Genomic DNA, 25,917 nt, shown 5'->3' with positions numbered 1-25,917 from the left:
GTTTATGGATCACGAAAGTTTCCCTACTGATTCTGGGTAGTTGCCGGCTGCAACTGTTGCTCTTTCCAACGCTCCAGATTGCGCTGCAGCAAGGTTTCCGGCAGGCCTGCGGCTGTCGATTCTGTCATCTTTTTCGCCAGTTGCCCACGCAGCCAGGGCTCGTTGCACGCCGAATTGTGAGACAGGGTGAGATACAGACCCTCACTGGAAATCGGTGGTTCCAAGACATCGAGATCATCGGCCATACCCAGGGTTTCCGCCAGCGCCAAGCCCGGGTAGCGCTCATAAAGTACATACTCGGTGCGTTCCAGCAGCAACTTCTGGTAGGCCTGGGTCAGGCTGGGCACCTCTTCGAGGGTGAGGTTCTCCTTGGCAAAATGATCGAAAGCCTGGCCGAAGCTGTTGTTGACCAGGGTGCCGCCCGTGCGACCACGCAGATCATCCCAGCCCGTGTAGGTAAACCCCTTGCCACGCCGAACCCAGGCCACGTTCGGCGTAACCAGGAACGCGGGATGGATGTAGTCCATCACCTCAAGGCGTGGCAGGGTCAGGAAGGCACCGGCCAGCAGATCGACACGCCCGGTGCGCACTTCATCCTGGGCTCGCGACCAAGGCCCGGTGTAGATGATCTCGACCTTCACGCCCAGTTCCTGGGCAATCTGCTTGAGCAGGTCGGCATTGGCGCCGATCAACAACTTGGGGTTATTCGGGTCGCGCCAGAGGTAGGGCGGGTACTCCGGGTTACCGGTCGCCACCAGGCGCTCGCACTTTCCTAACGCATGGCTCAATGCCGGCGCCATGGCCAGCAAAAGCAGCAGCGGTATGAAATATAGGCGTATGTGCATCACGGGCATCTCGTACTGAACATTCGGTTGGACTGGCACCAGGCTACGACGTGACTCCATACCTTCATGCTAGTTTAAGCTGGCTGCAATAATTATTAGCGATAAGGACGCATCATGAAAAAACTGTTCGTCGGTCTTGTCATCATCTTAACGGCGCTGGCTGCAACCCTTTACCTCTCTCCTGCCGCACTAATGTCCAGCGCTCAGTTCGTCGAACGGCAACTTGCCGGGCTGTCCAATCGGCAGACGACCGTTGGCGATCTTAGCATCCATTATTACGAGGGCGGCCCGGCGGACGGCGAAACCATCCTGATGGTGCACGGTTTTGGCGCCAACAAGGACAACTGGTTGCGCTTCGCCAAGCACTTCACGACGCGCTACCACGTGATTGCCCTCGACCTGCCAGGCTTCGGCGAAAGCAGCAAACCGGATGCCAGTTATGACGTCGGCACTCAGGTGGAGCGCCTGGCAGCCTTTACCAAGGTCCTGGGCATTGCAAAGCTGCATGTGATTGGCAACTCCATGGGTGGCCACATCAGCGCCTTGTATGCCGCGCGCCACCCGCAACAGGTGCTCTCCGTGGCCTTGCTGGACAATGCCGGCATCACCTCGCCGAAGCAGAGCGAACTGTTCGAGATGCTGCAACGCGGCGAGCCCAACCCTCTGGTCGTACGCAGCCCGGAAGACTTTTCCCGGCTGATGAATTTTGTCTTCGTCGAACCGCCCACACTACCCGGCCCGCTCAAGGGTTATCTGGCCGAACAGGCCGCCGCCAACAGCGCGCACTACGACAAGATTTTCAAACAGTTGCGCGAGCGCTACATCCCGCTGGAACCTGAACTGGCGAGAATCCAGGCGCCCACACTGCTGCTCTGGGGCGACCAGGATCGCGTACTGGATGTTTCCAGCATTGAGGTGATGCGGCCACTGCTGCGCAAACCCAGCGTCGTCATCATGCAACACTGCGGGCATGTGCCCATGATCGAGCGTCCGCAAGAGACTGCCGAGCACTACCAGGCCTTTCTCGACAGCAGTAAGAGCTGATTTAGCACCTGTACACGGCATAAAAAAACCCGCTCGATGAGCGGGTTTTTTAGCGGGCGGGGAAAACCGAATCAGATCAGTTTTTCCAGCTCCGGAACGATCTCGAACAGATCGCCTACCAGGCCGTAGTCAGCCACCTGGAAGATCGGTGCTTCTTCGTCCTTGTTGATCGCGACGATGACCTTGGAGTCTTTCATCCCGGCCAAGTGCTGGATCGCACCGCTGATGCCGACCGCGATGTACAGCTGCGGAGCGACAATCTTGCCGGTCTGGCCGACCTGCATGTCGTTCGGCACGAAACCGGCATCGACTGCGGCGCGCGAAGCACCCACAGCGGCGCCAAGTTTGTCGGCCAGCGCGTACAGGTACTTGAAGTTATCGCCGTTCTGCATACCACGACCGCCGGAAACGACGATCTTGGCCGCGGTCAGCTCCGGACGATCGGACTTGGCCAGCTCTTCGCCAACGAAGGACGACTTGCCCGCATCAGCCGAACCGCTCAGCGCTTCAACCGCCGCCGAACCGCCTTCAGCCGCGACCGGATCGAAACCGGTGGAACGCACGGTGATCACTTTCACCGCCGCCGAAGACTGCACGGTAGCGATGGCGTTACCGGCATAGATCGGACGCTTGAAGGTGTCGGCGCTTTCGACCGCGATGATCTCGGAGATCTGATCGACATCCAGATGGGCGGCAACGCGCGGCAGGATGTTTTTGCCGTTGGACGTGGCGCAAGCCAGGACGTGGCTGTAGGCCTTGGCCAGTTCTGCGATCAGCGGTGCAACGTTTTCCGGCAGCTGGTGCGCATAAGCCGCATTGTCAGCAACCAGAACCTTGGACACGCCGGCGATTTTCGCCGCGGCTTCAGCCGCGGGGCCACAGGCGGCACCGGCAACCAGCACGTGAATGTCGCCACCGATTTTCGCGGCAGCCGCCACGGTGTTCAGCGTGGCAGGAGCCAGCGCGGCGTTTGTGTGTTCTGCAACAACCAAGATAGTCATTTAGATTACCTTCGCCTCGTTCTTCAGTTTCTCGACCAATTCAGCCACTGACTTGACCTTGATGCCGGCGCTGCGAGCCGCCGGCGCTTCAACTTTCAACGTCTTGACGGTGGACGCGGTGGAGACGCCCAGCGCATCCGGAGTGACAACCTCCAGCGGCTTCTTCTTGGCTTTCATGATATTCGGCAACGACGCGTAGCGCGGCTCGTTCAGGCGCAGGTCGGTGGTGACGATGGCCGGAAGGTTGAGGGCCACCGTCTGCAGGCCGCCGTCGATTTCACGGGTCACGTTGACCTTGTCGCCCGCCACTTCCACCTTGGAGGCGAAGGTGCCTTGCGCGTAGCCGGTCAGGGCGCCGAGCATCTGGCCGGTCTGGTTGTTGTCGCTGTCGATGGCTTGTTTGCCAAGGATCACCAACTGCGGCTGCTCTTTGTCGACCACCGCCTTCAACAGCTTGGCCACGGCCAGGGAGTTCAGCTCGTCATTGGTGTCGACCAGGATGGCGCGATCAGCGCCCAGGGCCAAGGCCGTACGCAGTTGCTCTTGAGCCGCGTTCGGACCGATGGAAACGACGACGATCTCGCTGGCTACGCCCTTCTCTTTCAGGCGTACAGCTTCTTCCACGGCGATTTCGCAGAAGGGGTTCATCGACATTTTGACGTTGGCGAGATCAACGCCGGAGTTGTCCGCTTTGACGCGAACCTTGACGTTGTAGTCAACCACTCGTTTGACAGCTACAAGAACCTTCATGGATTCCTCGTTACTCTCCGGTGAAAAAAGAATGTCGCCAAGGCGAACCTGGCCACTGATGCCCATCGGCCGGAACCGACGGTCAGCCTATAGAATGGCCAGCGCAAAACCGCCCGTATCTTGACCGTATCGTCCATGCTGGTCAATACGGCAAAATGGCCACTTATAAGTCGTGAACGCCTGATTCTATCAGGCTCCAAGTAAATTCAAACAAACGTTTGTATTGGACCTGCCAAAGGCAGTGGATATAATGCGCCCGCACAGCTCAAGGAACGAGCCTAGACCTCCAATATAAAACATCGAAAGAGCCTGAGTAGGAGATAGCCTGTGGAACGCGAATTTATGGAGTTCGACGTCGTCATCGTCGGCGCCGGCCCTGCTGGCCTGTCCGCCGCCTGCCGACTGAAGCAGAAGGCTGCAGAAGCTGGCAAAGAAATCAGCGTCTGCGTAGTCGAGAAAGGCTCCGAAGTCGGCGCCCACATCCTCTCCGGCGCAGTATTCGAACCGCGCGCACTGAATGAATTGTTCCCTGACTGGAAAGAGCTCGGCGCCCCGCTGAACACGCCGGTCACGCGCGATGACATCTATATGCTGAAAAGCGCCGAGAGCGCGATCAAGGTCCCTAACCTCTTTGTGCCCAAGACCATGCACAACGAGGGCAACTACATCATTTCCCTGGGCAACCTCTGCCGCTGGCTGGCCCAGCAGGCCGAAAACCTCGGTGTGGAAATCTACCCGGGCTTTGCCGCTCAGGAAGCGCTGATCGACGAAAGCGGCGTGGTACGTGGCATCCTCACCGGCGACCTGGGCGTCGACCGTGAAGGCCACCCGAAAGAGGGTTACTACACCCCGGGCATGGAACTGCGTGGCAAGTACACCCTGTTCGCTGAAGGTTGCCGTGGCCATATCGGCAAGCAGCTGATCAAGAAATTCAATCTGGACAGCGACGCTGACGCCCAGCACTACGGCATCGGCATCAAGGAAATCTGGGACATCGACCCGGCCAAGCACGAGCAAGGCCTGGTGCTGCACACCGCCGGCTGGCCGCTGGACGTGGTCGGCAACGAGAACACCGGCGGTTCGTTCCTCTATCACCTGGAAAACAACCAAGTGGTAGTCGGCCTGATCGTTGATCTGTCTTACAGCAACCCGCACCTGTCACCGTTCGACGAGTTCCAACGCTACAAGCAGCACCCGGTGATCAAGCAGTACCTGGAAGGCGGCAAACGCGTGGCCTACGGCGCTCGCGCCATTTGCAAAGGCGGCCTGAATTCGCTGCCGAAAATGGTCTTCGACGGCGGCGCGCTGATCGGCTGCGACCTCGGCACGCTGAACTTCGCCAAGATCAAGGGCAGCCACACTGCCATGAAGTCCGGCATGCTGGCCGCCGACGCCGTAGCCGACGCGCTAATCGCCGGTGGAGAAGGCGGCGACAAGCTGACCGCCTATGTCGATGGCTTCAAGGCCAGCTGGCTGTACGACGAACTGTTCCGCAGCCGCAACTTCGGTCCGGCGCTGCACAAGTTCGGCCCACTCATGGGTGGCGCGTTCAACTTCGTCGATCAGAACATCTTTGGCGGCAAAATCCCGCTGACCCTGCACGACACTACGCCGGATTACGCCACCCTGAAGCCGGCCGCAGCGGCGAACAAGATCGACTACCCGAAACCCGACGGCAAGATCAGCTTCGACAAACTGAGCTCGGTATTCCTCTCCAACACCAACCATGAAGAGGAACAACCCTGCCACCTGAAGCTGACCGATCCGAGCATTCCGCTGCTGAAAAACCTGCCGTTGTATGACGAACCCGCACAGCGTTACTGCCCTGCGGGCGTGTATGAAATCGTCACGCAGGAAAGCGGCGAGAAGAAGTTCCAGATCAACGCGCAGAACTGCGTGCACTGCAAAACCTGCGACATCAAAGACCCGGCCCAGAACATCAACTGGGTGGCGCCGGAAGGCGCTGGCGGTCCGAATTACCCCAACATGTAATGTGACGGGTAATTAAAAAGGGCTCCCTGGTGGAGCCCTTTTTTATGCCTGCGATTCAGTCCGGCTGCGGACCTATGGGGAAGAACTGCCCGCCACTCCAGACCCCCAGCCAGAGCCGACCATCGATTTCGCGCGGCACGGCCAATTCGACCAACTGGTAGAACACGTTGCGGTGGATCAACGCTTCCAGATTGGCGCGCACATGCACATAGGGCGCCGGCTCCTGGGTCAGCGGGTCGAGCTCGACCCGCAACGGGTGCTCGGCGCCGGCAACGGTTTCATCCTCGACATTGGTGGTGAAGCACAGCACCTGCTCTTCGCCCGCGCCTTCGACCTGCAGGCTGATGGCGATAAACGGTGCGTCATCGACCTTGATCCCGACCTTCTCCACCGGCGTGATCAGGAAGTAGGCATCGCCGTCGCGCCGCATGATGGTGGAAAACAGCCGCACCATCGGCTTACGCCCAATGGGGGTACCCAGGTAGAACCAGGTGCCATCGCGGGCAATCCGCATGTCGATATCGCCGCAAAATGGCGGATTCCACAGGTGTACCGGTGGCAGCCCCTTTTTCTCGCTCTTGGGGATCTGCGCCAACAGATCACCCGCCTTGCCCGGGTCACTCATCCACTCTTCCTCTTAATCACTCAACCCCAGCAGACGGCGCGCGTAATCCTGCAGGGGCTGGCCAAGCAGGTCATCCGGCTTGGCGTCATAGAACGTCAGAAAACCGCCACGACTGCGAATGCGTGCGGTGTCCACCAGGTAACGGGTATTGGTTTCGATCAGCATCAGTTGGATCACGCTGTGGTCCACACCCAGGCGATCCACCGCCTCCTGATCTTCCCACTCCTCTACCGTACCGATCCGATCATCGGCATCGGCAAAGCGGGCATACAACAGATAATGCGCGCCGACCGAGCGTGCCTGACTCAGCGACTCTTCCAGGCCAGCCGGGTTGCGCGCACGCCGAACCATTGGAAAATACTCGACAAAGCCGTTGAACGCTTGCTCCGCGATCACGTTCGGGCGCGGATAGGCGCCACCGGGCGGCACGAAATGCCCCTGAGCGATGTAAATGAAAGAATCTGCCTGCAGCCGCCAGGGGCTGGCTCGACGGGTTTCGCTGTGATCGAGGAAACCCGCATCGCTCAAATGATAAAGAGCGCCATCGCTCATGTCGCTGACCTTCATACAGCCACCAAGGGCCATCAGCGTCAGCAGTAAAATCAGGCTACGCATCGCAACTCTCCGGGTGCCGGTGACGGAAAACCGGCGGATAACGCCTTGTTGCAGCTTCCGCGCCAGACCTTATGATTCCCGGCAACGGCATTACAAACCGCGCTGCTACTCCAGCCTCAAGGGCGCCTGCTGTGGCTGCTCGATGGCTTGACGCACCTGCGCCAGCATACGCGCCTTGTCCGCGCCCAGATTACCTTTGAGCACCATATAGTTGGAGGCATGATCACTGCAAAACACCGTATCCTTGAGCTCTTGGAATAGCGTTTGAACTGTCCAGCAAGCGATTCATGTGTTGGGCCAGCTCACGCTGGGAAATCCAACCAACGGCCCCGACCCCCTCATTCTCGCGCAGGCGGAAATCCAGGATCGACCAGGAGGCGGTGACTGCCGCCTTCCTGGGCCTCCGCATTCGCGAGGGCGACGGGGTTGGGCGAAGCTGGTCGATCAACTCGCAAGCGCCCACCCACAGCCCAGGCTCCCCCACCCGGCTCTCAGAACAGCGTCAACGTGTAGCTGAGGATCAAGCGGTTCTCGTCGATATCGGTGCGGTAGTTGGAGCGCGCGGTAACGTTGCGCAAGCGCAGGCCAACGTTCTTCAGCGGGCCGCTCTGGATGACGTAACCGATATCCAGGTCGCGCTCCCAGTCCTTGCCCTCAAAACCCTTACCGGTGCTGACGTTGTCACCGTTGATGTACCGCACGGTGCTGACCAGACCGGGCACGCCGAGGGCAGCAAAGTCGTAGTCGTGGCGTACCTGCCAGGAGCGCTCGTCCGGCGCGGCGAATTCGAAGGTTGGCACCTCATTGCCGAGCGGCGAGATGTTGTCGCCGATGCGCAGGAAACCGTCCTTGCCGCTGATGCCCTGATAACCCAGGTAGAAGGTGTGACCGCCATGCGCGGCGGAGAGCAGCGAGAAGAACGCCCGGTTGTCCAGGCTGCCAGCCTTGCTCTGACCATCGTCCTGCGCGTCGTAGAAGCCCAGATTGGCGCCGAGTTTCCAGGCGCCCATCGGCTCGACATGCTTGAGGCTGTAGAAACGCTGCTGATAGATGTCCTGCAGCTGCGCCTGCCAGACGCCCACTGTGGTGCGTTTGTCGTTGAAGTTGTAATCCGCCCCCGCATAGTTGAAGCGATCCGAGGTGATGTTGGCGATACGCCGTGGATAGATCGGGTCGTTGATCAGGGCGTACATCTCCTGATCGTTGCTGGAGTCGCGCAGACTGGTGGAGCGCAGTTGCCCTGCATTCAAGGTCAGGCCGTCGATTTCGTTGGAAACCAGGCTGGCGCCCTGGTAGCTCGGCGGCAGCAGGCGGATGTCGCTGAAGGTCAGCACCGGCAGGTTGGGTTGCAGCTCGCCGACCTTGAGCTCGGTCTTCGACACCTTGACCTTCAGCGCGCCGGCCAAGCGGCTGTACTCGTCGGCGGACTTGCCATCGTCGTGCAACGGCAGCAAGCCGGTCTTGACCCGGTCGGGACTGCTGTCGAGCTTGATGCCCAGGGTGCCGATGGCGTCGACACCCAAACCGACCGGCCCGTCGGTATAACCGGACTTGACGTTGAGGATGAAGCCCTGAGCCCACTCTTGGGCCATGGACTGCTTGTTCGGTCCGACAATGCCCGAATAGTCACGACTGAAGAAGTAATTGCGCGCTTGCAGGGTGGCCGTGGAACCCTTAATGAAAGGGCCTTCCGTCGCAGTCGCCAGCCCGGAAAAACCAGCGGCCACGCCAGCTGAAACCATCACACAGGTCATGCTCATATTGTTTTTCATGCGGTCGCTCTTATTTTTATTGGGACAAACCGATCCCCATGCCGCGTGGCCCGGTTTTTAAAGACCGTGTACCCGCAGCAAGCACTCAAGAAGGGATCTACTGATTAACGCCGGCATGCAGATCGCTCCAAATCTGCACCTGTAACCGACGCCGGAAACGCTCTTCGGCAGGGGGCACTGCCCTCACCTGCCGTTCACCGCAGGATCAGTTTCTTGTTTCACCTCCGGGAACCCGACCGGGTTCATCATTCATCAGCGGGCTCTGCTGAACCCGCCATGGGAATTGGCGTGTACTCAGTTATTTGCGGGCAATGTTGCTTCGGGTCCTGGCTGCGCAGGCAGCGGTACCGGCCTCTTGAGCGTCAGCAGCAGGTGCGCGGCGAGACCGAAAATCAACCCCCAGAAAGCCGCCGAAAGCCCCAGCAATGACATACCCGAGGCGGTGACCAGGAACGTGATCAGTGCCGCTTCACGGTCTTCCGGCACCGCCATGGAACCGGCCAGCGCACCGGCAATCGCGGCAAACAACGCCAGCCCGGCCAGGGCTGCGATCAGCTCCTTGGGGAAGGCACTGAAGACCGACACCAGCGTTGCACCGAAGATGCCCAGCAGCAGGTAGCACAGCCCGCCGACCACACCGGCCACGTAGCGTTTGCTCTTGTCCTCATGGGACTCACGCCCGGTGCAGATGGCTGCGGTGATCGCTGCCAGATTGAGGCCATGGCAGCCGAACGGCGCCAACAGCAGAGTGCCCAACGCGCTGCTGGAAATGATCGGACTGGCCGGCGTCTGGTAACCCGCGTTGCGCAGCACGGCGATGCCCGGTACGAATTGGCCGGTGAGCGCCACCATCACCAGCGGCAAGGCGAGGTTCAAGGTCGCGTGCCAGCTGAACTCGGGACTGATTAACATCGGCGTGGCAAAACCGACCACCAGTGCATCGCTGTGCAGCTCACCGGCCAACACCGCAATCAGACAGCCCACCAGCAATACCGCCAGCACCGCGTAGCGCGGCAGCACACGTTTGAACAGCAGATAGGTGGCGAACATCGCCAGCACCATGAACGGCTTGTCCTTGATCGACACGAACAGCTGGGTACCGAAGCTGAACAGGATGCCCGCCAGCATCGCCGCGGAAATCGCGGCTGGCAGTTTGCTGATGATCTTGTCGAAGGCCCCGGAGTAGCCGACCACCAGGATGATCAGGCTGGAAATGATGTAAGCGCCAATCGCCTCGTTGAGGCTGATCGATGGCAATAGCGCCACCAACAGGGCCGAGCCGGGAGCCGACCAGGCGATGATTATCGGGACCTTGAAGCGCATGCTCAGAACGATACCCAGCACCCCACTGCCGATGGAAATGGCCCAGACCCAGGACGACAATACGTCATGGGGCAGATTGGCCGTTTTCGCCGCCTGAAAGATGATGACCAACGGCCCGGCATAGGAAATGACCGTTGCAATAAATCCCGCAACCGCAGCGGACAGAGAACAATCATTGAGCAGGGTTTTCATGGCACCTCGCAGCAATAGTTACCGTAGGGTGGATGGCGCTTTATCCATCCACCAAACGCTCGACAGGCCAGCAACGGTGGATGAGAAGAGCGTCATCCACCCTACGGCCTACTGCAGGGCGCGCGGGCGATTGCTGCGCGCTTGCTCGACCGGAACCGGGGCGGTTTGCAGCTGGAAGTCGAACTCCAACTCGGCGAAACGCCCTTCTACACCGCGAGCCCTGGCGGCCTCAGCGTCTTCGATGAAGCGGATATCGCCGATCAGGCCATCACGGGTGGCATAGGCGAAGTCATCCCACAGGTACTGATCACCCGCCAGGTTGATCTGGGTCGTCAGGTGCCGGTAGCCCGCTGCCGAGATGAAGAAGTGGATGTGCGCCGGACGCTGGCCGTGACGACCGAGCAGATTTAGCACTTCCTGGGTCGGGCCATCCGGCGAGCAACCGTAGCCGGACGGCACGATGCTGCGCGCACGGTAGCGGCCTTCGGCGTCGGTGATGATCCGACGGCGCAGGTTGTACTCGGACTGGCTTTGGTCGAAGTAGGAGTAGTTGCCCTGGGTATTGGCGTGCCACAGGTCGACGGTGGCACCGGCCAGCGGCTTGCCGTCAACGTCGAAAACCTGGCCCTGGAGGAACATCACGGTACCGGCTTCGCGGCCGTCATCCATCCGTGTTTCAGCCTCGCAGATCGGTGCGCCGGCCACGTACAGCGGGCCTTCGATGGTGCGCGGGGTGCCGCCGGTGAGGCCGACTTGTGCATCCTTGGCGTCCTGCAGCAGATCCAGGTAGTGCTCCAGGCCCAGGCCGGCCACCAGCAGACCGGCTTCACTGCGTGCGCCCAGGCGGTTGAGGTAGTCGACGGCATTCCAGAACTCGTCCTGGGTGACTTCCAGGTCCTCGATGATCTTGACGCTGTCGATCAGGATCCGGTTGATCAGCGTCTTCAGGCGCGAGCTGCCCTGGTCATTGTTGAAGCCGCTGGCTTGCTCGAAAAACTTCTGAATATCGGCAGTTTGGGAAATATGTACGGTCACGATGCTTAACCTCGCGTTGTTGTTATCGGTACTGTTGCTATCGCAGGTGGATCAACAGTCGTCGCGATGGATCGACGAGGGATGGCGACACAGCCCATTCACCTCGATGTCCATGTAGGGGAACAGCGGCAGTTGCATCAGCGTGTCGTGCAGCTCCTGCACACTCGCCACATCGAACACACTGTAATTGGCGTACTGCCCGGCGATGCGCCACAAGTGGCGCCACTTGCCTTCCTGTTGCAGGCGCTGGGCCAGGGCCTTCTCGTCGGCCTTGAGTTGGGCGGCTTGCTCGGGGTTCATGTCGAGCGGGATTTTCACGGTCATTTTTACGTGGAACAGCATGGCTATTCGCTCCTGTGCTGAGGGTTACTTGCGGCGGAAGAACGCCAGGCGCTCTTCGTCGATGGCCAGACCAAGGCCCGGCAGTTTCGGGACTTCCAGTTGGAAATCGCGGTACACCAGCGGCGTGGTAACGATGTCTTCGGTCAGCAGCAGCGGGCCGAACAGTTCGGTATCCCAGGTCAGCTTGTTCAAGGTGACAAAGGCATGGGCCGAGGCCAGGGTGCCGATGCCGCCTTCGAGCATGGTGCCGCCGTACAGGCCGATACCGGCCGCTTCGGCAATCGCCGCGGTGCGCAGTACGGCACGCGGGCCACCGTTTTTGGCGATCTTCAGGGCGAATACCGAGGCCGCACCTTCGCGCGCCAGGTTGAAGGCGTCCTCTACGCATTCGATCGATTCGTCGGCCATGATCGGCGCAGGGCTACGCTGGTTAAGGCGCACCATGCCGGCGCGGTTGTTGCGCGAGATCGGCTGTTCGATCAGGTCGATGCCGTTGTCACCGAGCACTTGGCAGGCGCGGATGGCGACCGCCTCGTCCCAGGCCTGGTTGACGTCGACGCGTACGCTGGCGCGGTCGCCCAACGCGCGCTTGATCGCAATCACGTGGGCCAGATCCTGGTTCACTGCACCGGCACCGATCTTCAACTTGAAGATGCGATGGCGACGCACATCGAGCATGTGTTCAGCTTCGGCGATGTCCTTGGCGGTATCGCCGCTGGCCAGGGTCCAGGCCACTTCCAGGCTGTCACGCACACGGCCACCGAGCAGTTCGCTGACCGGCAGGCCGAGGCGCTTGCCTTGGGCGTCCAGCAGTGCGCTCTCGACACCGGACTTGGCGAAGGTGTTGCCCTTGATCACCTTGTCCAGGCGCTGCCTGGCAGCATTGATGTTGCTGGCGTCCTGGCCGATCAGCAGCGGCGCGAAGTGGCAATCGAGGTTGGTCTTGATGCTGTCCGGGCTTTCATTGCCATAGGCCAGGCCGCCGATGGTGGTGGCCTCGCCAATGCCTTCGATACCGTCGGCACAACGAATGCGGATGACCACCAGGGTCTGGTTCTGCATGGTGTGCATCGCCAGTTTGTGCGGGCGGATGGTCGGCAGATCGACAATGATCGCCTCGAGGCTTTCGATCGGTGAATGGCTCATATCAATATCCGGACAGAGTGGTGGTGTGGGTTCAGGCCGAGGCCGGAGCCAGGGCCGCCGTCGCTTCACTGCTGGCGCGACGGCTGCTGATGGCGAAAACGCTCATGGCCAGGGCCGCGACCACGCCGGGCACGGCGAAGGCCATGAAGTTGTAGTGCAGTGGCAGGCTGATACCGACCAGCGCGCCGCCGAGCAGCGGGCCGACGATGGCGCCGTTACGGCCGATGCCCGAAGCCCAGCCGAGACCCGTGGAGCGGATGGCCATGGAATAGAACTGCGCGGCACAGGCGTAGAGCAGAATCTGCGAACCGATGGTGGTGGCGCCAGCAATGGCGATCAGGCCGTATAGCAACGGCGTCGGGCTCTTGAAGCCGAGCAAAGTGATCGACACCGCGGAGATGGCGAAGAACACCGCCAACACCCGTGGCAGGTTGAGCTTGTCGCCCATCACCCCACCGCCGACTGCACCGAAGATCGCACCGAAGTTCAGCACCAGCAGGAACGACAGGCTCGAGCCCAGGCTGTAGCCGGCGTTGGCCATCAGCTTCGGCAACCAGGAGCTGAGTGCGTAAACCATCAGCAGGCAGCAGAAGAACGCCAGCCAGAGCATCAGCGTGCGCAGCGCACGGCCGTCACGGAATAGTTGCAGCACTGGGGCGCCTTCGCTTTTCGCAGCGGTCATGACCAGTTCATCGTCAGCACGCAGGTCGTACTGCGGATCGACCCGCTTGAGCACCGCACGAGCTTTTTCGGTACGGCCCTGACGCAGCATGAAGCCGACCGACTCCGGCAGCAGGTAAACCACCAACGGCAACAGCAACAGCGGAATACCGGCGACGAAAAACACCGCCTGCCAACCGAATTGCGGAATCAGCACCATGCCCAAGCCAGCGGAGAGCATGCCGCCCACCGAGTAACCGCTGAACATGATGGCGACCAGGGTGTTGCGGATCTTCTTCGGCGCATATTCGTTCATCAGCGCCACCACGTTGGGCATCACCCCGCCGATACCGAGACCGGCGATAAAGCGGCAGATGCCGAACTCCGTGGGGCTGCGGGCGAAGCCATTGAGCACGGTAAAACCGCTGAACAGCAGCACGCAGATGGTGATGGTTTTCTTGCGCCCGATCTTGTCCGACAGCGGGCCGAAGAACAGCGCGCCAAACATCATGCCGAACAGCGCGTAGCTGCCCAGTGCGCCGGCTTCCAGCGGGCTCAAGCCCCACTCTTTCATCAGCACCGGCAGGACCACGCCATAAATGACCAGGTCGTAGCCGTCGAAGATGATGATCAGGGCACACCAGAACAGCACCATCCAGTGGAAGCTGTTGAAGCGTGCATTATCGATTACGTGGTGTACGTCGATTTTGCGCATGGCGTTGTCTCTTGTTGTTGTTATAGAAACTGCGTTGTGGTTGCCGAACACCGCGCTGAGCGCGGCTTAACCCTGATCACCTCCGCCGACAGGCAGAGTCATACCGGTGATGTAGGAAGCTTCGTCGGAGGCCAGGAATAGAATCGCTCCGACCTGCTCATCGATGCTGCCGTAGCGTTTCATCAGCGTGCTGTCGAGGGTCTGCTCGACGATCTGCTGGTACCAGACCTTCTCCTGCTCACTCTGCTCGGCGCTGTTGCGTGGAATACGCCGTGGCGGCGCTTCGGTGCCGCCCGGCGCGGTGGCGTTGACGCGGATGCCGCGCTGGGCGTTTTCGAACGCCAGGCAGGCGGTCAGCGCATTCACGCCACCCTTGGCCGCGCCATAGGGCACGCGGTTGAGGCTACGAGTAGCAATCGAGGAAACGTTGACGATGGCGCCACTGCCCTGCTCAATCATGTACGGCAGCGCGGCGTGGCAGCACCACAGGGTGGGGAACAACGAGCGGCGCACTTCGGCCTCGATCTCGTGCTCCTGGTAATGCTCGAACGGCTTGGCCCAGATAGTGCCGCCGACGTTGTTGATCAGGATGTCCAGGCGCCCGAAGCGCTCCACCGCCGCTGCCATCACTTTGGAACAATCGCCGTACTGTTCGAGGTCGGCGGTCAGGGTCAGCACCTCGCTGACGCCTCTCAGCTCATCGGCCAGTTCGTGGACCAGTTCGGAGCGGTCGACCAGCAGCAGGCGCCCGCCCTCGGCGGCCATCCGCTCGGCCACACGGCGGCCGATACCTTGGGCCGCACCGGTAATCACCGCGACCTTGTCGTGAAAGCGTGAAGTGCTCATGGCAGCCTCGTTAAAAGAGGACTGGCCGGACCTGCTCGGCACGGCTCAGCCCCAAAGGAAAACTGTATGTATCGGGACCCGGTTTTCGCCTTGCTTATTGAATCCCCGCCTTCGCGAGGATGACGGTGCAATGCAAAGCTCCCCGTTTACCCCGTCATTTCCGCGAAGGCGGGAGTCCCGTAGATGGTTCAGGCGACACTCGCGGCGAATTTCTCGTAGTAGAAGTTCGCCGGCTGAATACCCTTCTCGCGGATGAACTGGCTGACCGCCTCGACCATCGGCGGCGGGCCGCACAGGTAGATGTCGACTTCGCCATCGTTGAGGTGCGCAGGCGAAATGTGCTGAGTCACATAGCCCTTCTGCGGGTAGCTGCTGTCCGGGTTGGCCACACAGGCGCTGAAGGTGAAGTTGGGAATGCACGCGGCCAGGGCCTCGATACGCTCCATTTCCACCAGGTCGAAGTCGTTGGTGACCCCGTAGATCAGGTGCAACGGGTGCTCGCTGCCCTGTTCGGCAATCTTCTCCAGCATCGCGGTGAACGGCGCCAAGCCGGTGCCACCGGCCAGCAACAACAACGGACGCTTGATCTCACGCAGATAGAAGCTGCCCAACGGGCCGGCCAGGTTCATGCTGTCGCCAGCCTTGGCCAGACCGGTGAGGAAGCTGCTCATCAGCCCACCCGGCACGTTGCGGATCAGGAAGCTGACCTCGCCGTCGCGCTGCAACGAGCTGAACGAATAGGCACGGCTCTGCTCGCTGCCAGGCACCTGCAGGTTGACGTACTGGCCCGGCAGGAAGGCCAGCTTGTTCAGCGCCTCGCCCTTGATCGACAGCGCGATGGTGCTGTCGGACAGCTGACGGACGTTGCTGATCGCCGCTTCGAAGCTGGCCTGAGCGGTTTTGCAGACGTGCGACGAGGCCGGCACGCTGATCACACAGTCGCTCTGGGCGCGCATCTGGCAGGTCAGGACGAAACCTTGCTCGGCTTCCTCTTCAGTCAGGGCGTCATCGATGTAGTCCTGACCCATATCGTACTGACCGGCTTCGGCGCGGCACTTGCAGGTGCCGCAGGCGCCATCACGGCAGTCCAGCGGTATGTTGATGCCCTGGCGGTAGGCCGCATCGGCAACGGTCTCGTTGGCACTGGCGTCGATGAAACGGGTAACGCCGTCTTCAAAGTTGAATGCGATTTTATGGCTCATGTTGGCGCGCCCCCTCAGAGGTGATACACGTCGATGACTTGACGCACGTAGTCGTTCTTCAATACGACCTTCTTGGCCTTGATAAGCGGGCTGTCGCCGCGCACGTCGAGGGTGTAGAAGCTGGTGCCGAAGTAGCTGTTCACGGTCTTGTAGCGGAAGCTCAGGGTGTGCCAGTTGAAGCGCAGCTTGCACAGCCCGTCCGCCTGTTCGAGGAGTTCGAGGTTGCTGATGTTGTGCGAGGTACGGGTGTCCGGAATGCTCGCGCTGGAGCGTTCGGTCTTGATGCGGAACACGCGGTCTTCCAGACCGCCGCGATTGCCGTACCAGATCAGCGAGATTTCGGTCTGCGGATCTTCGGTCAGTTCGTCGCTGTCATCCCATGACGGCATCCAGTAGGTCGCATCGGCGGCATACATCTCCAGCCAGTTGTCCCAGTCCTTGTCGTCCAGGTAACGCGCTTCGCGGTAGAGGAAGTCGCGCACGGCGTCATAAGAAATGCTCATTGCGCGGCCTCCACGTGAATCAGCTGCTCTTGCTCTTTTTTCAGCGCCGCGAGCAGGGTCTGCTGCCAGTACTGGTGCTGCAGCACGAACAAGCCTTCATCTTCGGTACGCACACCGCTGAGCTTGGGTTTGAGGTCAATTTCTTGTGCCGCTTCATCGGCGCCTTCCACCCAGTGCTCGGCACCGCGGGACATATCGTTCCAACCGGCGCGACTGCCCTGGTAACCCTGCTGGCAGGAGCGAAACTCTTCCAGGTCATCGGGCGTCGCCATGCCGCTGACGTTGAAGAAGTCTTCGTACTGACGGATACGGCTGGCGCGCGCCTCGGCGCTCTCGCCCTTGGGCGCGATGCAGTAGATGGTGATTTCGGTTTGATCAATCGAGATCGGTCGGGCAATGCGGATCTGCGAACTGAACTGGTCCATCAGGTACACGTTCGGGTACAGGCACAGGTTGCGCGAGTGGCCGATCATCCAATCGGCACGCGCCTGACCGTAGTCGCGCGCCAACTCATCACGGCGCTCGTACAACGGGCGATCTTCCGGGTTGTCCCAGTGAGTCCAGAGCAACAGATGGCCTTGCTCGAAGGAGTAGAAACCACCGCCCTTCTTGCCCCAGCCACCGGCGCTCATGGTGCGCACTTCTTCGCCGGCTTCGCGCTGCTTGCGCTGGTTCTGGGTGGCGGCATAGTTCCAGTGCACGGAGCTGACATGGTAGCCGTCGGCGCCATTCTCGGCGGTCAGCTTCCAGTTGCCCTCGTAGATGTAGCTGGATGAGCCGCGCAGCACTTCCAGGCCATCCGGCGACTGGTCAACAATCATGTCGATGATCTTCGCCGACTCGCCCAAGTGCTCTACCAAGGGTTTGACGTCGGCGTTCAAACTGCCGAACAGGAAGCCACGATAGGACTCGAAACGCGCGACCTTGGTCAGGTCGTGGGAACCTTCGCAGTTGAAGCTGTCCGGGTAACCGGCATCGGCCGGATCTTTAACCTTGAGCAGCTTGCCGGAGTTATTGAAGGTCCAGCCGTGGAACGGGCAGGTATAGGAGGCCTTATTACCGCTCTTGTGCCGGCAAAGCATCGCGCCACGGTGGCTGCAGGCGTTGATGAAGGCGTTGAGCACACCGTCTTTGTTGCGCGCGATGAAGATCGGCTGGCGCCCCATGACGGTGGTGATGTAGTCGTTCTTGTTGGGAATCTGGCTCTCGTGGGCGAGATACAACCAGTTGCCCTCGAAGATGTGCTTCATTTCCAGCTCGAACAGCCGGGGATCGGTGAACATCTCGCGCTTGCAGCGGTAGATGCCCTTCTCCTTATCTTCTTCAAGCAGGGAATTAATAAAGTCGAATCCCAGGGACATGGCCAGGGCCTCCATTGTTTTTGTACTGACGGGCCAAGAGTAGGGACACAGGAGGGGGCGCAATATCCGCTTTGTGCAGACCACTATCCTTTTTGTGCAGGGCTGTTCAGCGGCGCTCGCCCAGTGGATTTGCACCTGAGCGGGGCTGGGGTTCGGCGCGGGACCGAGGCATGCCACTGGATTCCCGCCGACGCGGGAACGACGGAGTGAAGTTGGTGCAGGGGGGTTGGCGCAGGAACGGGAATGCAGCCGACAACTCTGCCCTACCCGAGTACATCATCCTCGCGAGCGCGGGGATCCAGTGATCAGCCCCGGCGCTTGAGGGTGTCCGAAGGCAGTTCGCCGAAGGCGCTCTTGTAGCTTTCGGAAAAACGTCCGAGGTGCAGGAAGCCGTAATCCAGCGCAATCTCGGTGACATTACGCACGCTGCAACTGGGGTCGCTCAGACAAACATTGATCTGCTCCAGCTTTTTGCGTCGGATGTAGCTCTTCGGCGTACTACCGGCATACCGCTCGAACAAGGCATACAGCGAACGCAGGCTGATATGCGCCTGATTCGCCAGTTGCTCGACGCAGATGTCCTGTTTGAGATTGCTCTCGATGTAATGGGCAATCCGCTCGAACGAAGCCGCCTGCGCGCACAGCTCCTCGCGGCTGACGTTGGTCTTGAGCAGAGTCAGCAACTTGCTGGCGATGATCTGCGTGTAGTGCTCACTGATCCTTGGCAGGATCAGCTCGGACTCCGCTTCCTCGCAGACCAGGCCGAGCAAACCGACAAAACCTTCGAGCTCCTGCAAGCGGTAGCGGTTCTGAGTGAAACGCACGCCTTCACTCGGCTTCAGCCAGCGTTGCTCGTTGCAGGTGGTTTCAAGCAGCGACACGGGTAGCTTGAGGATGAATTTCTCGCAGTCGTCCGAGTAGGTCAGATCGACCGGATCATCCGGATTGATCAGCAACAGCTCGCCCGGAGCGAGGAACCTCTCCTGCCCACGGCCCTTCCACAAGCAATGACCCTTCAGCAGGATCTGCAGATGGAAAATGCTCTCCAAGGCCGGGGAAGTGACCCGCACACTGCCGCCATAACTGATCTGGCAGAGATCCAAGCTGGCGAATTTACGGTGGCTGAGGCTGGACAGCGGATGGCCGGCAGCGGGCAGACGAATGCAATGGGTCCCGACATGTTGATTGACGTAGTCAGACACCGCGTAGGGGTCGCCACGCTCAAACACCATACTGCGTTGACTCAGCAGGGGACTATTCATACGTAAGACACTCTTGATGTCATTTCTCAGCTCACGCGGCACAGGCATCCAGGCCAGGCGACAGCGCTAATTTACTGGATTCCCCACCGCAGACTGTCAGACAACTGACCGGCGGGCGAGCCGCCTCAGAAGACCGCCTGCAGCCCGTACATGCAGGAGCATAGCCGCGGCCACGTCTCATTGTTTTTATCAGGGCGCACTCCAGCTGGAGCGCCGCAACCTGCACAGTAAGACGTGCCGCCTGCTCCCACAATTCGGTTATCGGTTCAGTAGCCGATAATCGAACGGTATTACAGCGACTATGGGAGTAGAGAAAGGGGTAACTAATCGCAAAGACGGCACTGATTCCAGGAGCAACCGTGGGTCACCGGCAGGATCCGCGAATGCGCCTCGCTCGGCGGACGAAACACCGGCTCGATATAACTGATGGGAAATTGTTCGGCACTCATGGTTGCAAGCAGCTCCTCGGACTCGATAAATAAGCTGGCTTGCGTCGACGCTTGCACGCAGCGGATGACACCAGAATTGCAGGAGCACAGGCGCGAAAGTGACCCGAACGGTCAACCGCCAATGATCTTCATCACGGTCACGCCGCCGGAAAAGGCCAGTTCCTGCTTGTCCCCCAGCGCCCTGACCAGTAATCGCTGCAACGCTGGCAAAGCCTGATGGCGGGGTTTATCCAGCAGGTCGCCGACATAGTGACGATTGCTCGAGGACAGGCAACCATGCAACCAGCCCGTGGACGACAGGCGCAGCCGCGAACAGGTGCGGCAGAACGGCACGCTCTCGTTGGCGATCACGCCAAAGAAGCCCTGACCGGGAACCTGGTAACGCAAGGCTGTGGCATCCACCGGCGCATCGGCCTGCAGGTATTCGTAGCGCTCGGCGATCATTGCCAGCAACTCGGGCATACCGACGAACTGCTGCATAAAACCATTATGGTCGCGAGCCAGATGCCCCATACGCATCAGCTCGATGAAGCGCAACTCGAAACCGCGCTCCAGGCAGTACTCCAGCAGCGGCAGAACCTGATCGAGGTTCTGCCCACGCAGCGGCACCATATTCAGCTTGATCTTCAACCCCGCCGCCCGCGCCTGCTCCAGCCCATCCAGCACGCTGGCCAGATCACCACCACGGGCAATGCGGCGGAAGGCTTGGGGGTCGAGGGTATCGAGGGAAACGTTCAAACGACGGATACCGGTTTCAACCAGCAGCGGCAGTTTGCGCGCCAGCAACTGGCCGTTGCTGGTCAAGCTGATGTCTTTCAAACCCAGTTGGCTGACGCCTCGCAACAGCACATCCAGCTTGGGGCTGACCAGCGGTTCGCCGCCGGTGATGCGCAATTGCTCAATACCTGCGGCCTCGATCAGGTAGGCCACACCACGAACCATGGCCTCGGCCGACAACTCATCCTGGGCCGCGACCAGACGTTTGCCGTCGGGCACGCAGTAGGTGCAGGCGTAATTGCAGGCGGCGGTCAGGCTGATGCGCAAGTTGCGAAAACGCCTGCCCTGACGGTCGACGATCATGGGCGACTCCGACGGGTTATACGTCGCAGTATATCCCCGCAGCCCGCCCACCCACATGCCTGGCATGCCGATATAGGCCGGCTGAATGGAATCAAATGGGCGGCGTCTCGCCGTCGCGCTTGCGCTTGTTGCCCATGCGCACACCGATATCCATGAGGAACTGGAAGAAACCTTCCTGATCTTCCAGCACATTGCTCCAGAACGGCGAGTGGTACAGCGCCACGGCGCCATGCACCAACGCCCAGGCAGCGCAGTAGTGGAAATACGGCGGCACGTCTTCCAGCTTGCCTTCGGCGATCCGGCCTTTGATCAGCAGGGTCAGGCGCTCGAAATTGGAGGCGCGGATCTTGTGCAACTGCTCGACCATCTCCGGCACCTGGTTGCCTTTGACAACTTTCTCCTCCAGGCGGTCGAACAAGCGGTAGCGCTGCGGATCGCGCATGCGGAACTCGAAATAAGCGCGCGACAAGGCCTCCTTGTCACGATCCACGTCGGCCGAGTGCAGCAACTCGTTCAAATCGCGCTCATAGTCGAGCATCAGGCGCAGGTAGATCTCCGCCTTGGATTTGAAATGCTTGTAGATGGTGCCTTTGCCAATCCCGACGGCGTCAGCGATCATCTCGACAGTGACGCTATCCTCACCCTGTTCGAGGAAGAGTTTTAGCGCAACATCGAGAATTTCCTGCTCGCGGCGGCGAAATTCACGGATCTTTCGGGGTTCTTTCTGCATAAAAGAGACTGCGGGGTCAAAAATCGAAGGCGCGTATTATGCCTATTTAGGGCCAAATTGCACGGATCATCAGACCATGTACGTCTTTCATGACGAGTTTATCCAAGACCCAGGGTTACGCTACCTGAACCACGCAGCCGTAGCACCCTGGCCACGCCGGGCGGCACTGGCCGTCAGTCGCTTCGCCGAACAGAACGTGCTGCTCGGCGCCCGCGACTACCCAGACTGGATGCATGTCGAGCAGCGGCTGCGCGAACGCCTGATGCGGCTGCTCAATGCACCCTCAACCGATGACATCGCCCTGGTGAAGAACACCTCGGAAGCCCTGTCGTTCGTCGCCTTCGGCCTCGACTGGCAGGCCGGCGAGCAAATCGTGATCAGCGACGAGGAATTCCCTTCCAACCGTATCGTCTGGGAGGCGCTGAAACCGCTGGGCGTCGAGGTGATACAGGTCAACCTGAGCGGTGCCGACCCCGAGCACGCCCTGCTGGCCGCCTGCGGGCCACGCACGCGACTGATGTCGATCAGCGCCGTGCAATACGCCAGCGGCCTGCGCCTCGATCTTGAGCGCCTCGGTCATGGCTGCACGCAACGTGGAGTGTTGTTCTGCGTGGACGCCATCCAGCAACTCGGCGCCCTACCCTTCGACGCTCAGGCCTGCGACTGCGCCTTCGCCATGGCCGATGGGCACAAATGGCTGCTCGGCCCGGAAGGGCTGGGCGTGTTCTATTGCCGCAGCGACCTGCGCACGCAGCTCAAGCTGCACGAGTACGGCTGGCACATGCTCGAGCACATGGGCGATTACAACCGTACGGACTGGCAACCAGCGCACAGCGCGCGGCGCTTTGAATGCGGCAGCCCGAACATGCTCGGCACCATGGCCTTGGAGGCCAGCCTGTCGTTACTGGAAGATGTCGGCATGACCGAGGTAGGCAAAGCCCTGGAAGAGCGCATGCAGTGGCTGCAGGCCGGGCTATCCAAACTGCCCGGCATCACCCTGCACAGCCCGACCGATCCCGCGCGACGAGCCGGGATTCTCACCTTCAGCCTTGCCGGCTGGGAGAAACAGGCGCTATTTGAACGACTTAAACAAGAACAGGTGATCTGCGTGCAACGCGGCGCCGGCATCCGCCTGTCCCCGCATTTCTACACTGAGCCGAGGGTGATCGACGAAACCCTGGCCCTGCTGGGCCAGCTGGCAGCGAAGTGAGGACTCAGCAGCAGCGCCGGTATTCCAAATCTGTTTAAGAAATGAACGGAACTGGCCTGGACGATCGCCAATCTTCACCGATACTCAAGTTACTGGCGTGCGGCATCTCCCCCAAGTGCCCCACCAGGCAAGGTACCGTGGACTGTGTATCTTGATTTACTCCTAATGGTCTTAACCCGGATTCATCCCCCAGAATCCGGGTTTTTTTTATCCGCGATTTAAGTGCGCCAGAGGGAACAGGCGCTGAAAGTTCACCGTAGTCTGCTCTGCAAGCGTCTGGAAACTCACCCCGCGCAACTCGGCGAGAAACTCTGCGACCTCACGTACGTACTGCGGCAGATTGGGTTTACCGCGATAGGGGATCGGCGCGAGGTACGGCGAATCGGTTTCCACCAATAGGCGATCGACCGGCACCTGGCGAGCCACTTCACGCAGAGCATCGGCATTGCGGAAGGTGACGATGCCGGACAACGAGATGTAAAAGCCGATATCCAGCGCGGCCTTGGCCATCTCCCAGTCTTCGGTGAAGCAATGCAGCACGCCGCCCTGTGGCAAGGCGGCGGCACGCAATAGCGCCAGGGTGTCGGCACGGGCTTCGCGGGTATGCACGATAACCGGCTTGCCGGTGAGTTTCGCCGCCTCCAGGTGCAGGGCGAAAGCCTCGCGCTGCAGCTCGGCGGCTTCGGGCTCGTAGTGATAATCCAGCCCGGTTTCGCCGATCGCCACCACCCGCGGGTGATTCAACTCGGCCAGCAACCAATCCAGGGCCGGTGCGGCACCCGGTTCGAGGTCGAGGGGATGCACGCCCACCGAGCAATCGACATCCGCGTAGCGCTCGGCCAGCGCTTTGACCGCCGCGGCGTTATCCGCGCTGACGCCGATACAGAGGAAATGCCCGACGCCCCGCGCACGCGCGGCATCCAGCGCAGCATCCAAGGAACCGCCATGGGCCGCCAGATCAAGGCGATCGAGGTGACAGTGGGAGTCGACAAGCATGGCGTTACAGAACCTGTTCAAGGTCGTCGCGAGCGTAGGTCAGGTAAGGCGAACACAGGCGAGGACGCGGAGTTTTCGAGCCGTGAATGAGCAGTCGGAGCCTGTGTTCAACGCCGCATCCGCAAACGCAGCCAACCTGAAACAGGTCCTTACATCGTATGGGTCGGGCGGTCGGACGTCAGCGCCCCGGCCAGGTAGGTTTCGATCTTGTTGCGGGCCGTGTTGTCGCCATCGTTGAACTGCACGCCAACACCGGCGGCGCGATTGCCTTGGGCGCCTTTGGGCGTGATCCAGACCACCCTGCCGGCGACCGGAATTTTTTCCGGCTCGTCCATCAAGTTGAGCAACATGAACACTTCGTCGCCCAGCTTGTAGCTCTTGTTGGTGGGAATGAATAAACCGCCGTTTTTGATAAAGGGCATATACGCGGCATAGAGCACGGATTTGTCCTTGATCGTCAGGGACAGAATTCCGTTACGCGGACCAAGATTCGGTGGCAAGCTCATGCGGCATTCCTAGGCTCTGTTGACGGTTAACGATCCAGTGGCCGATTCTAGCCTTGTCCGGGCAGGCTTGCCCACTGCACAAGCAGGGCTTCGAGAAGCAAAACACGGTTGAGGTTGGCTTTACCGAGCACTTTCTGCCGCTGCGCGAGCAACCAGTCCTGCAAAGCCAGGATCTTGGCTTGTGCCGACTTGTCGGCAAGGTATTGCACGACCTTGCGCATATCGTGGAGGCCGAGGCCGTCTTCATCCCGAGTCATCTGATAGCGCAAAATCAGCTGCGACCAGTCGCAAAACCAATCGAACAGCAGCAGCAGCGGTATGCCATTCCAGCTTTCCGCCAGTTGGCTCGGCGCCTGTTGCTGCTTGAGCAGTTTCTTCACCCCCTCCACCACCAGCGCCCGCTGTTCACGCACCCCCTGCCCCTGCAGGCTGATGGCCGCGAGTGGCGAGCCGGCAGCCAGGCTCAGCAGCTCGCGCCGCTCCTCTGCACTGCTCTCTGGTAGCGCCTGCGCCAGCCAGGCCAAGCTATCGGCCTCACTCGGCAACGGACAGGCCTGTTGCACGCAACGGCTTTTCACCGTCGGCAACAAGCGGCTGGGCTGGTGACTGACCAACAGCAGCACGGTATCCCCAGAGGGCTCTTCCAGACTTTTCAGCAGGGCGTTGGCGGCGTTCAGGTTCATCGCTTCCGCCGGCTCCACCAGCACCACCTTGCGGCCACCGAACTGTGAGGTCTGCACGACGAAGCTCACCAGCTCGCGCACCTGGTCGACCTTGATCGCCTTGTCGGCCTCTTCCGGTTCCAGGATGAAGTTATCCGGGTGCGAACCGGCCGCCAGCAGCAGGCAGGATTTGCACTGGCCACAGGCATCCAGTCCAATCGGGTCGCGGCACAGCAGCCGCGCCATCAAGCGCTCGGCCAAGGCCCGCTTGCCGATGCCCACCGGGCCATGCAGCAAGTAGGCGTGCGCATGCTGGATGCGCCCCGCCAGGGTCTGCCACAGTGCGGCCTGCCAGGGGTACACAGGGTGTGTCATCAATTACTTCCCGCTCCGCGTTGTCGCCTTAACCACGGGTTAACTCCAGCAACTCGGGCAATAACGCATCGAGCGACAACTGCACCTCGACCAGCGACTGCGCGGCATCCACCACGCGATAACGCGCGGGCGCGGCATTGGCGCGGCGCAGATAGGCCTGGCGGACGGACTCGAAGAAATCGCGGCCTTCCTGCTCGAACCGATCCAGTCGGCCACGGGCCGCGGCACGAGCCAAACCGACTTCGACCGGCAGATCGAAAATCAGCGTCAGGTCGGGGCGCAGGTCGCCCTGCACGAAGTTTTCCAACACCCCGATGCGCGCTTCGGACAAACCTCGACCGCCGCCCTGGTAGGCATAGGTCGCATCGGTAAAGCGATCGCAGAGCACCACCGCGCCGCGCGCCAATGCCGGGCGGATCACCTCGGCCAAGTGCTGGGCGCGGGCGGCGAACACCAGCAGCAGCTCGGTATCCGCGGCCATCGGCTCAGCGCTGGGCGCCAGCAAGAGCTCACGAATCCGCTCGGCGAGCGGTGTGCCGCCGGGTTCGCGACTCAGCAGCACATCGATACCCTGCGCCCGCAGGCGCTCGGCCAGGTATTCGCGGTTGGTACTTTTACCGGCGCCTTCCGGGCCTTCCAGGGTAATAAACAGGCCGGTCACAGGCTGTCCTTATTCAT

25 protein-coding genes and 2 pseudogenes are annotated in these 25,917 nt (G+C 60.7%); 3 read left to right on the top strand and 24 right to left on the bottom strand.

Annotated elements, in window-relative coordinates; translation table 11 throughout:
* Positions 1–23 precede the first annotated feature (23 nt).
* Positions 24–845 (bottom strand): substrate-binding periplasmic protein, encoded by an 822-nt coding sequence (locus AC3IYG_RS07945; protein WP_489313241.1) that lies wholly within the window; start codon positions 843–845, stop codon positions 24–26.
* A 114-nt stretch (positions 846–959) separates the two neighbouring features.
* On the opposite strand from AC3IYG_RS07945, the gene AC3IYG_RS07940 reads away from it, so the two are divergent.
* Entirely contained in the window at positions 960–1,889 is a 930-nt protein-coding gene (locus AC3IYG_RS07940; protein WP_489313240.1) for an alpha/beta fold hydrolase, read from the top strand.
* 71 nt (positions 1,890–1,960) lie between these two features.
* Here AC3IYG_RS07940 and AC3IYG_RS07935 read toward each other — a convergent pair whose 3' ends face one another.
* Positions 1,961–2,890, bottom strand: a complete 930-nt coding sequence (locus tag AC3IYG_RS07935) for an electron transfer flavoprotein subunit alpha/FixB family protein (protein WP_489313239.1) — start codon at positions 2,888–2,890, stop codon at positions 1,961–1,963.
* On the bottom strand, positions 2,891–3,640 hold the full coding sequence (locus tag AC3IYG_RS07930) for an electron transfer flavoprotein subunit beta/FixA family protein (protein WP_489313238.1): 750 nt from the start codon (positions 3,638–3,640) through the stop codon (positions 2,891–2,893).
* Between the two features lie 327 nt (positions 3,641–3,967).
* Between AC3IYG_RS07930 and AC3IYG_RS07925 the strand changes: the two genes are divergently transcribed.
* On the top strand, positions 3,968–5,632 hold the full coding sequence (locus AC3IYG_RS07925) for an electron transfer flavoprotein-ubiquinone oxidoreductase (protein ID WP_489313237.1): 1,665 nt from the start codon (positions 3,968–3,970) through the stop codon (positions 5,630–5,632).
* A gap of 55 nt (positions 5,633–5,687) precedes the next feature.
* Here AC3IYG_RS07925 and AC3IYG_RS07920 read toward each other — a convergent pair whose 3' ends face one another.
* The 17 genes and pseudogenes from AC3IYG_RS07920 to AC3IYG_RS07840 form a co-directional block, all read right to left on the bottom strand.
* Positions 5,688–6,257 (bottom strand): DUF1285 domain-containing protein, encoded by a 570-nt coding sequence (locus AC3IYG_RS07920; RefSeq protein WP_489313236.1) that lies wholly within the window; start codon positions 6,255–6,257, stop codon positions 5,688–5,690.
* 12 nt (positions 6,258–6,269) lie between these two features.
* Positions 6,270–6,872 carry a DUF4823 domain-containing protein gene (locus AC3IYG_RS07915; protein WP_489313235.1) on the bottom strand — a complete coding sequence of 201 codons (603 nt, stop codon included), beginning with the start codon at positions 6,870–6,872 and terminating at the stop codon, positions 6,270–6,272.
* A 105-nt stretch (positions 6,873–6,977) separates the two neighbouring features.
* Positions 6,978–7,127, bottom strand: a pseudogene (locus tag AC3IYG_RS07910) (radical SAM protein); the annotation flags it as partial.
* A gap of 236 nt (positions 7,128–7,363) precedes the next feature.
* The gene (locus AC3IYG_RS07905; protein ID WP_489313234.1) at positions 7,364–8,644 is read right to left on the bottom strand and encodes an OprD family porin; all 1,281 of its coding nucleotides are present in this window, start codon (positions 8,642–8,644) and stop codon (positions 7,364–7,366) included.
* A gap of 294 nt (positions 8,645–8,938) precedes the next feature.
* Positions 8,939–10,159 carry a benzoate/H(+) symporter BenE family transporter gene (locus tag AC3IYG_RS07900; protein ID WP_489313233.1) on the bottom strand — a complete coding sequence of 407 codons (1,221 nt, stop codon included), beginning with the start codon at positions 10,157–10,159 and terminating at the stop codon, positions 8,939–8,941.
* A gap of 108 nt (positions 10,160–10,267) precedes the next feature.
* Positions 10,268–11,194: a catechol 1,2-dioxygenase gene (gene catA, locus AC3IYG_RS07895; RefSeq protein ID WP_489313232.1), complete on the bottom strand. Its 927-nt coding sequence runs from the start codon at positions 11,192–11,194 to the stop codon at positions 10,268–10,270.
* Positions 11,195–11,245: 51 nt separating this feature from the next.
* Complete coding sequence (gene catC, locus AC3IYG_RS07890; protein WP_489313231.1) at positions 11,246–11,536, bottom strand: muconolactone Delta-isomerase; 291 nt, start codon at positions 11,534–11,536, stop codon at positions 11,246–11,248.
* Between the two features lie 24 nt (positions 11,537–11,560).
* Positions 11,561–12,682 (bottom strand): muconate cycloisomerase family protein, encoded by a 1,122-nt coding sequence (locus AC3IYG_RS07885; RefSeq protein ID WP_489313230.1) that lies wholly within the window; start codon positions 12,680–12,682, stop codon positions 11,561–11,563.
* A gap of 31 nt (positions 12,683–12,713) precedes the next feature.
* A complete protein-coding gene (locus AC3IYG_RS07880) occupies positions 12,714–14,057 on the bottom strand; it encodes an MFS transporter (RefSeq protein WP_489313229.1) in 1,344 nt (447 codons plus the stop codon).
* Positions 14,058–14,123: 66 nt separating this feature from the next.
* Positions 14,124–14,903, bottom strand: coding sequence for a 1,6-dihydroxycyclohexa-2,4-diene-1-carboxylate dehydrogenase (locus AC3IYG_RS07875; protein ID WP_489313228.1), 780 nt, complete (start codon positions 14,901–14,903; stop codon positions 14,124–14,126).
* Positions 14,904–15,091: 188 nt separating this feature from the next.
* A complete protein-coding gene (gene benC, locus AC3IYG_RS07870; RefSeq protein WP_489313227.1) occupies positions 15,092–16,105 on the bottom strand; it encodes a benzoate 1,2-dioxygenase electron transfer component BenC in 1,014 nt (337 codons plus the stop codon).
* A 14-nt stretch (positions 16,106–16,119) separates the two neighbouring features.
* The gene (gene benB, locus AC3IYG_RS07865; RefSeq protein WP_489313226.1) at positions 16,120–16,608 is read right to left on the bottom strand and encodes a benzoate 1,2-dioxygenase small subunit; all 489 of its coding nucleotides are present in this window, start codon (positions 16,606–16,608) and stop codon (positions 16,120–16,122) included.
* The gene (gene benA / locus AC3IYG_RS07860) at positions 16,605–17,969 is read right to left on the bottom strand and encodes a benzoate 1,2-dioxygenase large subunit (protein ID WP_489313225.1); all 1,365 of its coding nucleotides are present in this window, start codon (positions 17,967–17,969) and stop codon (positions 16,605–16,607) included. Before benA ends, benB begins: the two co-directional genes overlap by 4 nt.
* Positions 17,970–18,274: 305 nt before the next feature.
* Positions 18,275–19,231: an AraC family transcriptional regulator gene (locus AC3IYG_RS07855; protein WP_489313224.1), complete on the bottom strand. Its 957-nt coding sequence runs from the start codon at positions 19,229–19,231 to the stop codon at positions 18,275–18,277.
* 326 nt (positions 19,232–19,557) lie between these two features.
* Positions 19,558–19,680, bottom strand: a pseudogene (locus tag AC3IYG_RS07850) (radical SAM protein); the annotation flags it as partial.
* A gap of 111 nt (positions 19,681–19,791) precedes the next feature.
* Positions 19,792–20,760 (bottom strand): GTP 3',8-cyclase MoaA, encoded by a 969-nt coding sequence (locus AC3IYG_RS07845; RefSeq protein ID WP_489313223.1) that lies wholly within the window; start codon positions 20,758–20,760, stop codon positions 19,792–19,794.
* Between the two features lie 91 nt (positions 20,761–20,851).
* Positions 20,852–21,490, bottom strand: a complete 639-nt coding sequence (locus AC3IYG_RS07840) for a TetR/AcrR family transcriptional regulator (protein ID WP_119954210.1) — start codon at positions 21,488–21,490, stop codon at positions 20,852–20,854.
* A gap of 76 nt (positions 21,491–21,566) precedes the next feature.
* Between AC3IYG_RS07840 and AC3IYG_RS07835 the strand changes: the two genes are divergently transcribed.
* Complete coding sequence (locus tag AC3IYG_RS07835) at positions 21,567–22,700, top strand: aminotransferase class V-fold PLP-dependent enzyme (RefSeq protein WP_489313222.1); 1,134 nt, start codon at positions 21,567–21,569, stop codon at positions 22,698–22,700.
* 207 nt (positions 22,701–22,907) lie between these two features.
* Here AC3IYG_RS07835 and AC3IYG_RS07830 read toward each other — a convergent pair whose 3' ends face one another.
* The 4 genes from AC3IYG_RS07830 to tmk form a co-directional block, all read right to left on the bottom strand.
* Positions 22,908–23,696, bottom strand: coding sequence for a TatD family hydrolase (locus AC3IYG_RS07830; protein ID WP_489313221.1), 789 nt, complete (start codon positions 23,694–23,696; stop codon positions 22,908–22,910).
* Positions 23,697–23,845: 149 nt separating this feature from the next.
* A complete protein-coding gene (locus tag AC3IYG_RS07825; RefSeq protein ID WP_489313220.1) occupies positions 23,846–24,202 on the bottom strand; it encodes a PilZ domain-containing protein in 357 nt (118 codons plus the stop codon).
* Positions 24,203–24,249: 47 nt separating this feature from the next.
* Positions 24,250–25,239, bottom strand: a complete 990-nt coding sequence (locus tag AC3IYG_RS07820; RefSeq protein ID WP_489313219.1) for a DNA polymerase III subunit delta' — start codon at positions 25,237–25,239, stop codon at positions 24,250–24,252.
* 28 nt (positions 25,240–25,267) lie between these two features.
* Positions 25,268–25,900: a dTMP kinase gene (tmk, locus tag AC3IYG_RS07815; RefSeq protein ID WP_489313218.1), complete on the bottom strand. Its 633-nt coding sequence runs from the start codon at positions 25,898–25,900 to the stop codon at positions 25,268–25,270.
* Positions 25,901–25,917: the final 17 nt, after the last annotated feature.

The sequence above is a fragment of the Pseudomonas sp. KH_027 genome, from assembly GCF_057838565.1.
This window is presented reverse-complemented; position numbering and strand designations above follow the sequence as displayed.

Coding starts and splice junctions, on each gene's coding strand:
- AC3IYG_RS07840 (WP_119954210.1), bottom strand. CDS start 21,490: ATGCAGAAAGAACCCCGAAAGATCCGTGAATTTCGCCGCCGCGAGCAG.
- benA (WP_489313225.1), bottom strand. CDS start 17,969: ATGTCCCTGGGATTCGACTTTATTAATTCCCTGCTTGAAGAAGATAAG.
- catC (WP_489313231.1), bottom strand. CDS start 11,536: ATGCTGTTCCACGTAAAAATGACCGTGAAAATCCCGCTCGACATGAAC.
- AC3IYG_RS07880 (WP_489313229.1), bottom strand. CDS start 14,057: ATGCGCAAAATCGACGTACACCACGTAATCGATAATGCACGCTTCAAC.
- AC3IYG_RS07905 (WP_489313234.1), bottom strand. CDS start 8,644: ATGAAAAACAATATGAGCATGACCTGTGTGATGGTTTCAGCTGGCGTG.
- AC3IYG_RS07900 (WP_489313233.1), bottom strand. CDS start 10,159: ATGAAAACCCTGCTCAATGATTGTTCTCTGTCCGCTGCGGTTGCGGGA.
- AC3IYG_RS07825 (WP_489313220.1), bottom strand. CDS start 24,202: ATGAGCTTGCCACCGAATCTTGGTCCGCGTAACGGAATTCTGTCCCTG.
- AC3IYG_RS07930 (WP_489313238.1), bottom strand. CDS start 3,640: ATGAAGGTTCTTGTAGCTGTCAAACGAGTGGTTGACTACAACGTCAAG.
- AC3IYG_RS07915 (WP_489313235.1), bottom strand. CDS start 6,872: ATGCGTAGCCTGATTTTACTGCTGACGCTGATGGCCCTTGGTGGCTGT.
- AC3IYG_RS07945 (WP_489313241.1), bottom strand. CDS start 845: ATGCACATACGCCTATATTTCATACCGCTGCTGCTTTTGCTGGCCATG.
- AC3IYG_RS07920 (WP_489313236.1), bottom strand. CDS start 6,257: ATGAGTGACCCGGGCAAGGCGGGTGATCTGTTGGCGCAGATCCCCAAG.
- AC3IYG_RS07855 (WP_489313224.1), bottom strand. CDS start 19,231: ATGAATAGTCCCCTGCTGAGTCAACGCAGTATGGTGTTTGAGCGTGGC.
- AC3IYG_RS07935 (WP_489313239.1), bottom strand. CDS start 2,890: ATGACTATCTTGGTTGTTGCAGAACACACAAACGCCGCGCTGGCTCCT.
- benC (WP_489313227.1), bottom strand. CDS start 16,105: ATGAGCCATAAAATCGCATTCAACTTTGAAGACGGCGTTACCCGTTTC.
- AC3IYG_RS07820 (WP_489313219.1), bottom strand. CDS start 25,239: ATGACACACCCTGTGTACCCCTGGCAGGCCGCACTGTGGCAGACCCTG.
- AC3IYG_RS07830 (WP_489313221.1), bottom strand. CDS start 23,696: ATGCTTGTCGACTCCCACTGTCACCTCGATCGCCTTGATCTGGCGGCC.
- AC3IYG_RS07875 (WP_489313228.1), bottom strand. CDS start 14,903: ATGAGCACTTCACGCTTTCACGACAAGGTCGCGGTGATTACCGGTGCG.
- benB (WP_489313226.1), bottom strand. CDS start 16,608: ATGAGCATTTCTTATGACGCCGTGCGCGACTTCCTCTACCGCGAAGCG.
- AC3IYG_RS07835 (WP_489313222.1), top strand. CDS start 21,567: ATGTACGTCTTTCATGACGAGTTTATCCAAGACCCAGGGTTACGCTAC.
- AC3IYG_RS07885 (WP_489313230.1), bottom strand. CDS start 12,682: ATGAGCCATTCACCGATCGAAAGCCTCGAGGCGATCATTGTCGATCTG.
- AC3IYG_RS07940 (WP_489313240.1), top strand. CDS start 960: ATGAAAAAACTGTTCGTCGGTCTTGTCATCATCTTAACGGCGCTGGCT.
- AC3IYG_RS07845 (WP_489313223.1), bottom strand. CDS start 20,760: ATGATCGTCGACCGTCAGGGCAGGCGTTTTCGCAACTTGCGCATCAGC.